This is a genomic window from Leptospira yanagawae serovar Saopaulo str. Sao Paulo = ATCC 700523 (assembly GCF_000332475.2).
Lineage (GTDB): Bacteria > Spirochaetota > Leptospiria > Leptospirales > Leptospiraceae > Leptospira_A > Leptospira_A yanagawae.
Window position 1 is genome coordinate 569,799 of the sequence record NZ_AOGX02000015.1, and the last position, 14,063, is coordinate 583,861.

Annotated in this window: 15 protein-coding genes; 9 read left to right on the forward strand and 6 right to left on the reverse strand. The window is 37.9% G+C overall.

Features of this window, described 5'->3' with window-relative positions; genetic code table 11:
* Position 1: 1 nt before the first annotated feature.
* Positions 2-1,072, reverse strand: a complete 1,071-nt coding sequence (locus LEP1GSC202_RS06385; RefSeq protein ID WP_015677428.1) for a hypothetical protein — start codon at positions 1,070-1,072, stop codon at positions 2-4.
* Between the two features lie 76 nt (positions 1,073-1,148).
* Between LEP1GSC202_RS06385 and LEP1GSC202_RS06390 the strand changes: the two genes are divergently transcribed.
* Genes LEP1GSC202_RS06390 through LEP1GSC202_RS06400 form a run of 3 tightly spaced genes read left to right on the forward strand, consistent with a single transcriptional unit; the run spans position 1,149 to position 5,271 of the window.
* A complete protein-coding gene (locus LEP1GSC202_RS06390; protein WP_015676899.1) occupies positions 1,149-2,984 on the forward strand; it encodes a DUF1553 domain-containing protein in 1,836 nt (611 codons plus the stop codon).
* Positions 2,985-2,993: 9 nt separating this feature from the next.
* On the forward strand, positions 2,994-4,289 hold the full coding sequence (locus LEP1GSC202_RS06395; protein WP_015677294.1) for a DUF1501 domain-containing protein: 1,296 nt from the start codon (positions 2,994-2,996) through the stop codon (positions 4,287-4,289).
* Between the two features lie 52 nt (positions 4,290-4,341).
* On the forward strand, positions 4,342-5,271 hold the full coding sequence (locus LEP1GSC202_RS06400; protein WP_015676773.1) for a hypothetical protein: 930 nt from the start codon (positions 4,342-4,344) through the stop codon (positions 5,269-5,271).
* Positions 5,272-5,343: 72 nt separating this feature from the next.
* On the opposite strand, the gene LEP1GSC202_RS06405 is transcribed toward LEP1GSC202_RS06400, so the two are convergent.
* Both LEP1GSC202_RS06405 and LEP1GSC202_RS06410 read right to left on the reverse strand, forming a co-directional pair.
* On the reverse strand, positions 5,344-6,147 hold the full coding sequence (locus tag LEP1GSC202_RS06405; RefSeq protein ID WP_015675630.1) for an IS3 family transposase: 804 nt from the start codon (positions 6,145-6,147) through the stop codon (positions 5,344-5,346).
* Entirely contained in the window at positions 6,144-6,410 is a 267-nt protein-coding gene (locus tag LEP1GSC202_RS06410) for a transposase (protein WP_015675631.1), read from the reverse strand. The genes LEP1GSC202_RS06405 and LEP1GSC202_RS06410 overlap by 4 nt, the downstream gene beginning before the upstream one ends.
* 318 nt (positions 6,411-6,728) lie before the next feature.
* On the opposite strand from LEP1GSC202_RS06410, the gene LEP1GSC202_RS06415 reads away from it, so the two are divergent.
* From LEP1GSC202_RS06415 to LEP1GSC202_RS06435, 5 genes are all read left to right on the forward strand, one after another.
* A complete protein-coding gene (locus LEP1GSC202_RS06415; RefSeq protein ID WP_015676357.1) occupies positions 6,729-6,956 on the forward strand; it encodes a hypothetical protein in 228 nt (75 codons plus the stop codon).
* Positions 6,953-7,258, forward strand: coding sequence for a type II toxin-antitoxin system RelE/ParE family toxin (locus tag LEP1GSC202_RS20475; RefSeq protein ID WP_039928294.1), 306 nt, complete (start codon positions 6,953-6,955; stop codon positions 7,256-7,258). The genes LEP1GSC202_RS06415 and LEP1GSC202_RS20475 overlap by 4 nt, the downstream gene beginning before the upstream one ends.
* A 619-nt stretch (positions 7,259-7,877) precedes the next feature.
* Positions 7,878-8,144 (forward strand): transposase, encoded by a 267-nt coding sequence (locus LEP1GSC202_RS06425; protein ID WP_015675631.1) that lies wholly within the window; start codon positions 7,878-7,880, stop codon positions 8,142-8,144.
* Positions 8,141-8,944 carry an IS3 family transposase gene (locus LEP1GSC202_RS06430; RefSeq protein ID WP_015675630.1) on the forward strand — a complete coding sequence of 268 codons (804 nt, stop codon included), beginning with the start codon at positions 8,141-8,143 and terminating at the stop codon, positions 8,942-8,944. The genes LEP1GSC202_RS06425 and LEP1GSC202_RS06430 overlap by 4 nt, the downstream gene beginning before the upstream one ends.
* A 140-nt stretch (positions 8,945-9,084) precedes the next feature.
* Positions 9,085-9,414 (forward strand): acyl carrier protein, encoded by a 330-nt coding sequence (locus tag LEP1GSC202_RS06435; protein ID WP_167321694.1) that lies wholly within the window; start codon positions 9,085-9,087, stop codon positions 9,412-9,414.
* A 46-nt stretch (positions 9,415-9,460) separates the two neighbouring features.
* Here LEP1GSC202_RS06435 and LEP1GSC202_RS06440 read toward each other — a convergent pair whose 3' ends face one another.
* Together LEP1GSC202_RS06440 and LEP1GSC202_RS06445 are read right to left on the reverse strand one after the other, a co-directional pair.
* Entirely contained in the window at positions 9,461-9,985 is a 525-nt protein-coding gene (locus LEP1GSC202_RS06440) for a hypothetical protein (protein ID WP_015676642.1), read from the reverse strand.
* Between the two features lies 1 nt (position 9,986).
* Complete coding sequence (locus tag LEP1GSC202_RS06445; protein ID WP_015677271.1) at positions 9,987-11,420, reverse strand: porin; 1,434 nt, start codon at positions 11,418-11,420, stop codon at positions 9,987-9,989.
* Between the two features lie 145 nt (positions 11,421-11,565).
* Here LEP1GSC202_RS06445 and gmd point away from each other — a divergent pair, with 145 nt between their 5' ends.
* On the forward strand, positions 11,566-12,582 hold the full coding sequence (gene gmd, locus LEP1GSC202_RS06450) for a GDP-mannose 4,6-dehydratase (RefSeq protein ID WP_015676887.1): 1,017 nt from the start codon (positions 11,566-11,568) through the stop codon (positions 12,580-12,582).
* Here the strand turns inward: gmd and LEP1GSC202_RS06455 are convergent.
* Complete coding sequence (locus tag LEP1GSC202_RS06455) at positions 12,579-13,919, reverse strand: adenylate/guanylate cyclase domain-containing protein (protein WP_015677095.1); 1,341 nt, start codon at positions 13,917-13,919, stop codon at positions 12,579-12,581. The two genes, gmd and LEP1GSC202_RS06455, sit on opposite strands and share 4 nt — an antisense overlap.
* Positions 13,920-14,063 lie beyond the last annotated feature (144 nt).

The following is a 14,063-nucleotide window of genomic DNA, read 5'->3' on the forward strand; positions in this document are numbered from 1 at the left end:
TTTATTCCTCTGCTCCATTTCCATCTAACATTTGTATGCTGTCACAAGTGATATAATTGAAAATGACACTTTTTTCTGATTGGTATTGTGCTTTTGGTAAAATGGACTTCCACTTTGCCATATCAAACTCACAATCATGTTTTTCTCCTTTGGTTTCTCCACTCGATTCAGTGAAGTGAACCAAATACTTTTCCTCTTTGGGTCCAGGCCTTTCACATCCAATGGCGGTACTCGCACATTCACGGATTTGTGGTGTTGGCCAATATGGTTCTTGTGTGGTTCCAAAACCTTTTGCTACTGCATTCCGATCAAAGGCCCATTTATCGATGCGGTAACTGCAGTGGTCATCATAAACAGGTTCTTTGCGGTATTTGGTTGTACAACTTTCACTTTCCGAAAAGGTTCCGTCGCCTCTGTCAGAACGAACTGTCCGGCAATCTTGCCCATCTGGGATGCTATCATAACTGCGGATTTGTCTGCTTCTGGAAACACTATAGGCTCCCATTGGCATCGAATCACACCAATCGGATTCTGAAACAGGTTTGAATTGGTCAATGGCTATGGTACGAGACCATTCATGGTGGGTGACTTGGAGTTCTACTTTTTCGGTCCATAACACACCCAAACAAACAAATCCGATCCCACCAAAAACAATCGATCCCAGTAACCAAAGCACCCATTTCGGGGTTTTGGGATGGGGTTTTACAAATTCGGAATTTTGAAAGGCAAGGTCTTCTTTTGCTTTTTGGACAGAATCTTCTGTGACTCCATCGTGTTCAGATCGCAGTTTAACCGACTGTGCACCATCTAATGATCCACCACAATTCCCACAAAAGGTTGCTTTGGCACCGTTTGCGGTCTGGCAAAAGGGACAGGTTTTATCAGCGCCATAATAGATATGGTCTTGGACCGCTACTTTGTCTTCGTCTTTGGGAAAATACCGTCGGTTGGGGTCTTGTGTGGCTCCACAATTAGGACAGTGCCTATGTGTTTTTCCGAGTAATTTTTTGGAGCCACAAAATTCGCAGTCCCAAAGCATTTCATAGATTTTTTCTTCTGCCATCGCAACCAAGGTTTATCCGGAAAAAATTGACTTTTGCAAGAAAAATATTTTCAATTCGCAAAATCCAACATAGAATCTTTGCCATATGAGAATGGTGTCCTTTCCAATTCGAAGAAGTTTGTTTTTCACGTTTTCTGTTTTACTTTTTTTAGGATCACTGGGTTATGTATCATCCCGTTCAAAACAGAATGCAGTTCATCCACTCGATCCATTGTATCGTAAGTTGTCACCTAACATAGAAGTGTCGGACAAAAGAACCTCCTTTAGACGTTTGTCATTACACCTAAGAGGTTCTATCCCAAACGTACAAGAATGGAAAGAATTAGAAAATTCGAATGAAGAAAATTTTGAGTCCTTTGCCGTCAATTTTTTGAAACAACCCGAATTTGCCGAATATTGGGGAACAAAATTGGGAGCCATGTTGCGAGACAAAACCAAAGGTAAAAAAATTCCAACCGGTAGTTTCTTTCAATACTTGGCAAATTCCCTTCATACAAATAAACCCTATGATGTTTTGGTAACAGAGATGATCACTTCTACTGGATCAGTAAAAGAATCACCACAAACCATGTTTTATATCCGAGATGGTGCCGATCCTTTGCAAACAGCGGAGTATGTAGGAAGGTTATTTTATGCAAAACGTGTAGCGTGTGCTAGGTGCCATGACCATCCTTATATTTCCGATTTTACGAGAAGGGATTATTATGCTCTCGCTGCTTTTTTTAGCCAACAGTACTTTCGGGATGGAAGTTGGGAGCCAAATCGTTTTGGAAAAACCTTAAGTTATGTGCCAAGAGAATTGGAGGTCCATTTGCCAATGGAAGACCAAAAGAACCTCCAAGACAAAAACAATGAATGGAACAGGGAAAACTGGAACAAGTGGACCGACGAACAAAGAAAAGACTACCAAAAAAAACATGAATTGGAATATGCCACTTTGTATTATGAACCAAAACTTGGGCTTCGTTTTCCTCATACTGATGATGCACCAGGTGGTGACTTAGTTCGACCTAAGTTTTTGGATGGGAAAGAAGCAAAATTTAAACCAGGTGAAGATCGTAGGAAGGTGTTTGCCAATTGGCTCACTGACAAATCAAACGATCGTTTCCGAAAGGTCATCATCAACCGAGTTTGGACAGAACTTATGGGATGGAGTTTTTTTACACCACTCGATGATTGGAATGAAGACACAGTGGTTCAAGGGGAGGAAATCTTAAACCATCTGGATTCTTATTTTTTGACAAACAAATTGAAACTCAAAGAACTCATCTTGTACATTGTCACATCCAATGCATACAAACGGACAGTCACTTCCCAATCGGGAAAAGAAGATTCGATTCAATTTTATCCACCACAGAGATTGGATAGTGACCAACTACTCAACTCCCTCATACGAGTTTCTGATTTACAAAAAGTAGGAAATATCAGGGAAAGAAATCTTTCTTTTTTCACAAACCTATTAGGTCAAAAACCATATGATCTTTCGGGAACTGGGAAAGTGCGGATTCCTTTGGACAATTTAAAAGAATTCACAAATGCAGTTGAGATAGAACGACCTGCACCTTACCATTCCATACTCGCTGTGTTTGGTTCTGGGCAAAGAGTTGATATATCCGATGATATCTCTGAATTAACCATCGAACAAATGTTAACTCTGATGAATGGGCGAGTGGTTGGCAAACTTGTTTGGGATTTTGGTAGCAACCAATCTCTTGTGAAAGCCGAATTTGATGAAAAAAAATCGATGAACCAAGTGATAGAAAATTTATACTTTCGTCTGCTTGGGCGCCTTCCCACAAAAGGGGAACGGGAAAAAATCAAATCCTACCAAGTAAAACCAGACAATGTATTTGATAAAGATCTGTTACAAGATATCTTTTGGGCTCTCCTGAATAGCCAGGAATTCCAACACGTGAATTAAGGAATCATCATGCACCGCAAAGAATTTTTACAAAAATCAATTTTAAGCCTTGGAATGGGATCTTTTTTATTTTCCCAAAATCCGTTTGTTAATCTTCGAGCAGACGATGAAGAAAAAGAACAAGATTCCATTTCCCTTCCATCCAAAGTGAAGTCTGTGATTTTCATCGAGATGATGGGAGGCATGAGCCATGTAGACACACTCGACCCAAAACCAAATAGTGCCTTTTCCAAAGTGAACGCAAGTATTTCGGGTCTTTCCGTTCTTGAACCATTTTCGCTTACCGCCAAACAACTGCATTCGATTGGAATCATTAGATCCACTTGGAGTGAAGAGGGTGACCATGGTTTTGCACAGATGTTACTGGGAACTGGATATCGTATGACGGAAGCGATGGGATTTCCAGACATTCCCCATTTTGGATCTGTCATCGCCTATGCAAAAAAATCCAAAGTCAAATCATCGTATTTTCCAAGTTATGTGACAATTGGTGGTCGTGGTGGTAAAAATGGAAATTCTGGATTTTTAGGAATCAATTATTCAGGGTATCATGTAGGCAATGTCGATGAACCCATACAACACTTAAATCCATCACATGGTAAGTTTTCAGAAGAACGAATCCTCCGAAGAAAGGATTTGGTTTCGTTTATGAACGATGAATTTTCCAAGTCTTTTCCGACTAAAGAAGCGATGCATTGGAAAAAGATGTTAACTGCCGCCGAAGAATTTCGGAATTCAAAGGACATCGATAGTTTTCGGATCAGCTTAGAAGATGAAAAAACAAGAGCCCGTTATGGCACCACTTGGCAAGGGAAAGCCATGTTACTTGCCAAACGCCTGGCCAAACAGGAAGTTCCATTCATTCATATTTCCATCGGAGGTTGGGACACTCATACAGGCAACAAAGCACAAATCACTAAGATTATGAAAGAAACGGATATGGGAATTGCTGCTTTGTTAGAAGACCTCAACCAATCTGGTATCATCAAACAAACGTTATTTGTATTATCGAGTGAATTTGGACGGACACCGGATGTAGGATCTCGCGATGGCCGTGACCACCATCCGAAAGTCTGGTCCACACTCATTGGTGGCGGCCCTTTTCAAAAGGGATTTGTATGGGGTGAAACAGACGAACTAGGAACCAAGGCAACAAAACCAAATGAAGCCGTACATGTACGGGACCTAGTTGCGACGATTTACAAGGCAGCAGGAGTGGATCCTGATGGAGAACTCATCAATTCCTTTGGTCGGCCTTTTTTACTCACCACCAAAAAGGCAAAAGTCATCGAGGGTTTGTTATAAGCTGTTAGCCGCAATGCTAAAATTAATAGGAAAATTTGAAGTAATAATATAAATGTTTAATTACAAATCTATAGTACCGATTCTTATTCTTTTTCCAACTCTTCTTTTTGCTGAAGATTTATTACAAATAAAACTTAATATAGCTATTCAGCTTTACAAAGATAACAGAAATGAAGAGGCAAAATCAATTCTTTTAGATTTGCATAAGGAAGATAGAAGCGGAAAATCCAATTATTTCCTTGCCAATGTTTACTTAAACCTTAATCAAGTAGATTATGCTATCAATCATTACAAGATTGCAGTAAACAAAAATTTCGATTTAAGAAATTCTCTATATAATCTTGCATGCGCCTATTCCATTATAAACGATCAATATAATACGTTTCGCATACTAATTCTAAATTTTAGAAATGGAGACCGAAAGATAAAACGAATTCAAACAGACAAGGATCTAAAATCTTTCAGAAATTCAATATTTTATAAATATTTCGATCAATATATAAAACATGAAGATTATAATGGCTATTTTATTACTTCAAAGAATGAATTAATACAATATTTTAAAGATAATAAAAATGAATTTGTGATCTATGAATTTGATAGGCCTAGTCCTCCAACTTTTAAATTTGATCCCTCTGGTAAATTCTACCAATTCGCAGCTGGTGGATATTCTGGATATATGGAAGGCGGTTATTGGCTATTTAACGAAAGTGATTCAGAATTGATAATAAGAAAAATTGGATGGCTGGCCGATAAAAATACCACTGAATATCTGAAATCAAAAACGAAAGATAATTTTGACAAGGACTACCGATTTGTTAGTTACTATGATAGTCCTAAAGTTGAAACAAATCAAATTAATCAAATAAAACTAAACGTAGTCGAAACTCCAAATTCTTTAAATGAAGAAAATTTTGTGGATCAAATTATTATTTATTCAAAATTTGGAAAATTTAATTTTTATTCATTTTATTACAATTAGCACTTCGTATAACAGCGACTGACCTGCCCCCATTTTCAGTACCAATGGATAAGTTAGTTTTCTCTAAACATTTCAACCATAAGATCGCTTAAACTCTGAAGGAGTCAAGTAATTCAATGAAGAGTGAAGACGCTCGTCGTTGTATTCCTTTTGGAAAATTCGCAAAGCATCGGTTAACTCTCTTTGATTTTTAAAGTAGTGTAGATTCAAACACTCATCTCTAAGTTTACCATTGAAACTTTCTATAAATGCATTTTGTGTTGGTTTTCCTTTTTCAATAAAGTGAATTTCTATCCCCTTATCTTCTGCCCATTTCTGGAAGTCTTTGGATGTAAATTCTGTTCCATTATCCAAAACAAATGCTCTTGGAAGTCTTTCGAGGGTGTTTAAATATCTGATCAACTTTTCTGACGAAAAAGTAAACTCTGCCTGAAGTATGGTATTCTCTCTTGTTAAATGATCAATACCTGTTAAAATTCTTTGCTTTCTTCCATCAATCGTCCGTTCGAAAACAAAGTCCATTGACCAAACTTCGTTTGAATTCTTAGGCAATGGTAGTTGCTGTGATGATGCATTTCTTTTCTTTCGCTTCGGTTTTGTCCTTATTTTAAGCCCTTCTAAGCAATATAGTCGATATACTTTCTTATGATTGATTGTCCTACCCGACCTTCTTAACCTTCGGTAAATTCGTCGATAGCCTTCCCGTTTCCATCGAAAAGCAAGTCTTCGAATTTCGTTCATTGTCTCTTCATCAATAGCTTTCGGCTGATAATAATAACTTGATTTAGGAAGAAGAACAACATCTAGGCTTCTGTTTAGAGAAAGTCCCTCTTCAACTAGCAGATCAACTGCTCTCTCCTTCGTTGATCTGCTCAAAACTTTTTTCCCAAAACATTCTTAATTGCTTGGATTTCGAGAGCCATGTCAGCTACCAATCTTTTGAGATTTGAATTTTCCTGCTCGAGTGCCTTCATCTTCTTGATTTCGCTAAGCTCCATTCCTCCATACTTGTTACGCCAGCGATAAAATGTTTGTTCAGTGATTCCGTATTTTCGTGAAAGTTCCTTGATTGGAATACCTGTTTCTGCTTCCTTTAATATCCGAAAAATCTCGCTTTCTTCTATCTTCTTTCTTGCCATAATGCTCTCTCCTTAATATCGGAGAAAACTAACTTAAATATCGGTGCAGTTTTTGGGGAGCAGGTCACGACTTACCGCTATGCGTCGGCACTAGGCCTCGCTCGGCCTGCGGCAAATTCCCCTTCTCGCATTAGCCTTGCGTTCGCAAACTACATGCCAGTCCCTAACGTCCCAGCGGGACTCAGGGTCGTGGAACGTCCGTAAGCTTTTTCGTTATACGACATCCAAAAAAAATATCTATGCTTATGAATGTCAAAATTGGAAAAAACTAAAACTTTACACTTGATTTTACACTAAATTCTGACAGAATGTAGCTTTATGAGCATTGATACTAAACTCACAATAGCTGATATCCAAAAAATGAATTTATCTGATCAAATAGAGACACTAGGAACTATTTGGGATTCAATTGTAGAAACAAATCAACCGATTCCACTTTCAAGTAATGAAAAGAAACTTTTAGATGTCCGTTTTGAGGCAGAATCATCCACCAAGGGAATTAATTGGAAAACTTTTAAAAAGAATATTCAAATAGATTCTAAATGAATCATTACCCAATTTGGGTTAAGCCCTCCGCGCAAAATGATTTCATTTCAGCAGTCGATTATTATGAATCAAAAATGCCAGGACTCGGAAATAAACTACTAGAAGAAATCAACAATTCGCTTAAAAGAATTGAAGTTCAACCTCTCATAGGTATTAAAATTTATAAAAACTTTTATCAAATTCTAACAAGAAAATTCCCGATTAGAATAATCTATACATTTATAAATAAAGAAATACAAATATACGCTTTCTTCCATCAGAGTAGGCAATTTCAAAAACTAATAAATAAACTAGATACTTAAACTTCACTTAAAAACATGATACCATTAAAACTAATTTTTATCATAGCAGTTCTATCATTTGTATTAAACTGCTCATCAGAAGAGGATAAAAAAGAAAAAAGATGTCAAAATGATCGCAAGGTTCTCGAACTTTGTTTACTAATCAATCAGAATGATTCTAGATACTGTGATACTCAATCAGCAACTGTTTATATAAATTGTGGAACACCTCGATAAAAAATTAAAGAATTCTTTTTTAATTAAAATAATAACTAGCTATTTAGGACGTCGTATAACTTCCGCAAACCGCTATACTTCGGGACTTCGCCCTCGCTCGGCCTTCGGCACATTGGCTTTTGTCACTCCTCTTGCTTACGCAAGCGTCGTTCCAGTCCCTAACGCCTCCTCGGGAGGCTCAGGGCCAGCCTACGTCGGTTCGCTAGGTACGTTATACAGCATTTGTTTAATAATGATTATGACTCAGGAATCCTTGCCTAATCAATTTAATACGATGAACATAGTAAAAGAATAATATGATGCATATTTTTATTAATCTATTTTTGATAATTTTATTGACCTGCTCCCCAAAAACTGCACCGATATTTAAGTTAGTTTTCTCCGATATTAAGGAGAGAGCATTATGGCAAGAAAGAAGATAGAAGAAAGCGAGATTTTTCGGATATTAAAGGAAGCAGAAACAGGTATTCCAATCAAGGAACTTTCACGAAAATACGGAATCACTGAACAAACATTTTATCGCTGGCGTAACAAGTATGGAGGAATGGAGCTTAGCGAAATCAAGAAGATGAAGGCACTCGAGCAGGAAAATTCAAATCTCAAAAGATTGGTAGCTGACATGGCTCTCGAAATCCAAGCAATTAAGAATGTTTTGGGAAAAAAGTTTTGAGCAGATCAACGAAGGAGAGAGCAGTTGATCTGCTAGTTGAAGAGGGACTTTCTCTAAACAGAAGCCTAGATGTTGTTCTTCTTCCTAAATCAAGTTATTATTATCAGCCGAAAGCTATTGATGAAGAGACAATGAACGAAATTCGAAGACTTGCTTTTCGATGGAAACGGGAAGGCTATCGACGAATTTACCGAAGGTTAAGAAGGTCGGGTAGGACAATCAATCATAAGAAAGTATATCGACTATATTGCTTAGAAGGGCTTAAAATAAGGACAAAACCGAAGCGAAAGAAAAGAAATGCATCATCACAGCAACTACCATTGCCTAAGAATTCAAACGAAGTTTGGTCAATGGACTTTGTTTTCGAACGGACGATTGATGGAAGAAAGCAAAGAATTTTAACAGGTATTGATCATTTAACAAGAGAGAATACCATACTTCAGGCAGAGTTTACTTTTTCGTCAGAAAAGTTGATCAGATATTTAAACACCCTCGAAAGACTTCCAAGAGCATTTGTTTTGGATAATGGAACAGAATTTACATCCAAAGACTTCCAGAAATGGGCAGAAGATAAGGGGATAGAAATTCACTTTATTGAAAAAGGAAAACCAACACAAAATGCATTTATAGAAAGTTTCAATGGTAAACTTAGAGATGAGTGTTTGAATCTACACTACTTTAAAAATCAAAGAGAGTTAACCGATGCTTTGCGAATTTTCCAAAAGGAATACAACGACGAGCGTCTTCACTCTTCATTGAATTACTTGACTCCTTCAGAGTTTAAGCGATCTTATGGTTGAAATGTTTAGAGAAAACTAACTTATCCATTGGTACTGAAAATGGGGGCAGGTCATTATTAATAACATTATTTTTTATTGTATTCACCGTTTACGAAGGTTGGTCGAAAAATCGTAAAATTGAGAAAGTATTTTCAGGAAGAATGAAATTGGATGCAAAATCATTCTATGAAAATTATTTTAAGTCACTTAATATACCGGAAGAAGTTGTTATAGATATTATGGAAATATTGGAAAAATATTTAGATGCAGATTTATCACGAATTTCAGATGAGGATGATTTCTCGAAAAACTTAAGTTTTTTTTGGAAATTTGACTCTATGGCTGATGTAGAAATTATTTTGGCAATCGAGGATAAATTCAACATCAAAATAGAAAATAATGAGGCATTAAATACTACAAAACTTAAGGATTTAGTCATTCTCGTTTGGAAAAAAATCCAAGATAAAAATGATAAAAATTCAAATGAATGAAATTTGAAGAAGCTGTAATACTTTTTTGAAAAATAAGTGGTGACCATTAATTCTTTTGTGCTCGATCAACACAAAGAAATCCATTGGTTAGAATGGTATCTAAAGATGTGGTTCGATCCGTTGGGTTAAAATATGTTTCAGTGAAAATGGAACCTGCCCCTATGTTTTGGCAATCTGTCATGGCAAACTCTTTGGTATCATTGGGTTTTACATAGACAATGGTATTTACTTTTGTGGTATCACCATTGGGTTGGTATCGACAAACACCGACTAGGTTTTGTGTCGAACATTTGGCACTGGATTTTGTATACCCTGGAAGACATGTAAGTTCTTCTCGCGTAACAGCATAGGATTCGATACAAGATGGGCTATAGTTGGAAGAACCGGAACAAGATCCTAAAAATTGAAAACTCCCACTAAAACCTGTACGACCTGCATTCAAACTCGCTACATACATCGTTTGCAAACATTGATTTTGCGTTTCTTTGATTTTGTCTTCTCGTTGCGCTTGGCAATAAAAGAGATTGGTAAAGAAAAAGAAAAAGATAAAAAATAGAGTCAATCGTTTCATATTAATAAAATACCTGTATTTGAGTTCGAACTACATGATCCCCTTCTGCAGCTGTAGGAGTTCCGGTATAATAAAAATAGTCTGTTTGCCATTTGAGATTGTGTTCGGCAAAATAATAAGATAAGGCTCCTCCCACTTCTCGGGAATATTTCATCGTTGGATCGGTTTCTCCTAAAGGACGAAATTCACCAAATCGAAATACCAATTCATATTGGTTTGTGAATAGGTAACCGAGTTGAACAAAATGACCTTGTCCACTTCTGGAATACTCTCTAGATAATGCAGAACTAACAGTCCTTTCCACATAAGCTGTGTTTGCTCTTCGCCATAACCATTCATATTGGAAGGAAAAACCCATCCATTTGAAATAGATATCACCGGCCGCATGGCTATAATTAAATTTTGCAAAACTATATTCTGTTCCATGTGTACTCAAGGAACGATCAGAATTTTTGTTATAAGCACCAGAAACTCCAAAAGAAATTTTTGGTTCTTTGTATCTTGCAAAATCAACTTCAGACAACCAATCGTTATCGGAACCAGACTTTGACATTCCACCGAAGGGAGAAAAAATAAATCGAGCAACTGTTAAAACACCGGGAGTTTGCCTTTCCACTCGGTTACGACCCTGACCACCAAAAACACCTAAGTAATAAGCAAACATACGTTTGTTGCCAAATAGGTCTTCTGAAAATAGATAGGCTCCAACATCGCGGTCTAAGTTAAATTCGGAATTCACTGTTGACCTGTCTACAGTTTGTAAGGCGCTTGATGAATTCCAACGTTGTCTACTGAATGGAACTTTCATTTGTCCAAATGCAAACTTAACATCGCGGTATTGGTTGTAGATGATATTGGCATCCCGTAAGGAATTTCTCCTTTGGCTTTCTATATCTCGTTCTGCAAAACCCAACTGTAAGTTCACAAGCCAAGTATCATTGAAAAGTCCCGCACGTAAGGCAAGTCTTGTCCGCCTTACAAGGAAGTTTGTTGTGTCTTGGGATGGATCCAATTGGAAGGTTTGGTTCCCTTGCATTTGGGAACGGAACCGGAGTTGGATGTTGTGTTTGCCATCATTTGAAGTCGCTTTGATCCCTTTCCCAAGACCTGTTTCCCAATTGGATTTGTTTTCAGTTGGTGCTATGACGGTTCCTGCACTTGTCGGATTTGGGATGGCTGGTGAGGTAGAGTTCCCACTGTTTGTAGGATTAGGGGATGCCGAGTTCCCTGGATTCGTTGGAGTTTGGGGGGGATTTGTATTTTGTGACTCTTTTCCTACGGGAGAATTGGGAGTTTCTTTTTTCTCGTCGCCCAATTGGGAAGTTTGGTCTTTGGTGTTTTCTGGTTTCTCTTGGGATTTTAAGGGAAACGCAGAAGCAATCAGGGCAAAAGCCAGAGTGAGAGCGATGGATTGGGAAGGCTTACGGTGTAACATTTTTGTAATAATTGTAATATTTGCCAAATTGGTAAGGAATCGGGAAAAGGCAAAGGGATTTCGCTTCGAAATTTCGGATTATTCAGACACAGGTTACATTTTTCCTTTTCATTCGAAAGATTCTTGAAAAACTGTTCTCTGATCTATGAAAAAAGCACTCATCACGGGAATCACAGGCCAAGATGGTTCCTACTTAGCAGAACTCCTCCTCCAAAAAGGATACGAAGTCCATGGTATTGTTCGTAGGACGAGTTTATTCAACCGCAATCGCATTGAACACCTACATGGAAACCCAAAGCTCTTTTTACACTACGGAGATTTAACAGATTCCTCCAACCTGAACCGTATTTTAGAGAAAATCCAACCTTCGGAAATTTACAACCTGGCGGCTCAGTCTCATGTTCAGGTTTCGTTTGAAGTTCCAGAATATACAGCTGAAGTGGATGCGGTGGGAACATTACGAATTTTGGATGCGATCAAACAAACTGGCATTAACTCACGATTCTACCAAGCTTCCACTTCTGAATTGTATGGCCTCGTCCAAGAGGTTCCTCAAACAGAAAAAACTCCGTTTTACCCACGTTCTCCTTATGCCGTTGCAAAATTGTATGCCTATTGGGCAGTTGTAAACTACCGTGAAGCGTACAACTTGCACGCCTCAAATGGAATTTTATTTAACCATGAATCTCCGAGGCGTGGCGAAACCTTTGTGACTCGTAAAATCACCCTTGGTGTTTCCGCAGTCAAAGCGGGAAAACTTCCTTTTATCACAATGGGAAACATTGATTCGAAACGAGATTGGGGATACGCTCCAGACTATGTTGAGATGATGTGGATGATGTTACAAAAAGACCAACCTGATGACTACGTTGTGGCAACCAATGAAACTCATACTGTACGAGAATTCATAGAAGAGTCCTATAAAATTGCTGGTTACGAAGTGGTATGGGAAGGCAAAGAAGACAACGAAATTGGTAAGGACAAAAAAACGGGCCAAGTTCTTGTGAAAATTGATCCAAAATACTACAGACCAACGGAAGTAGAGCTTCTCATCGGAAATCCTGAAAAAGCAAAACGTCAGTTAGGTTGGGAACCAAAAGTGAAGTTCAAAGAACTTGTCAAAATTATGATGGAAGCTGACTTAAAAGCCCAAGGATTTTAAGCCGAACCACTAAGAGCTTTGTAACGATTCACAAACTCTTGGTTGGGTACTTTTGGATGTCCTTCTCGGTGTAATCCGGGAAGGAGCCCTTCCACAAAATACATTTTGATTTTCCCTTTGTTTTTGGCTGTAACTTCACCTCTATACTCACAATGGAAAAAATCTTTTACAAGTTCATAAGTGTTTGATGAAATATTGATTTTTCCTGTTTCCCCGGATGATTCACAACGACTAGCGGTATTCACAGTATCACTCCAAACATCATACGCAAATTTTTTATCACCAATCACACCAGCAATCAACTCACCTGAATGGATCCCAAGCCTTAATTGCCAATACGGTAATCCTTGTCCTGCTTTGATCTCCTTCATTTGGTTCATAAATGCTTGGATTTCAAGAGCTGCGAGAACGGAATCAACAGCATGTGTTTTGTTTGGTTTGGGAATGCCCCCCACAAACATATAACTATCTCCAATGGTTTTCAATTTTTCTAAATTGTGTCGTTCCATTAGGCTATCAAAATAAGAAAAACACCGGTCCAATTCTTCGACAAGTTCTCCGGGTGTCATTGTTTCTGCGATTTTGGTAAACCCTTCAAAGTCAGTAAAACAAACGGTTGCTGATGGAAAATGTTTTGGTTTACTCACACCATTTTGTTTTAATTCTCTGGCAACTTCGACCGGTAAAATGTTTAATAACAAACTTTCCGACTTTTGGTGTTCCGCATTGAGTTTGTCCTCGGCAAGGTTCACTGCTTTGACAAATTGATTGATCAGTATAATAAAAAATATAACAACAAGTATCAGGGGAGGCAGTAGATAGTCCGCGGGCACAATCCATTTCGGTGGACCGTACAATCCTTCACCACCCATCACTCGGTAATAAAATTGAGAAACTAAAAATAGAATTGAAGATAAACTAACAAAGAACCAGCGAAGGATCATGTTTTTTCTTGTTATCATCAAAAAAGGGATGATCGAAAACAATAAAAATCCGAGTGGAGCTGGGTCGTCCGCTTGGAAATAGGTAAGGGCTCCAATGTGTAAATTGCTAGCAAGGAGAGCAAAAAAAGCACTTACCGCATAACTTCCTTTATACAACAAATAACGCGAATATCCCAATGGAAAAATTAGAAATACATAGGATACCAAAGACGTGAAATGAGTTTCTTCTGGCTCAGTAAAAAAGATAACGGGCAAAAGAATCGTGGGTAACATAAACATGATGAATTGAAAGCTTGCACTCACTCGCAATGCGCGCGCATTTTCATCACTTAATCCTTTTGTTAAATGTTGAAGTTGTATCCGATTGAGAAGTTTTTCTATGCGTCTTGGCATAAAGAAGAAAGAAATCTTCTTTGTGGGGAATTGCAATTCAAATTGTAAGGAGAGGAGGTTCTCTTTTGGAAATCCATTTCCCCATGGGAATCACAAACGTATGTGTTTGTTTGTCATCACAAATGGGGAACTAGTACCAAAAGG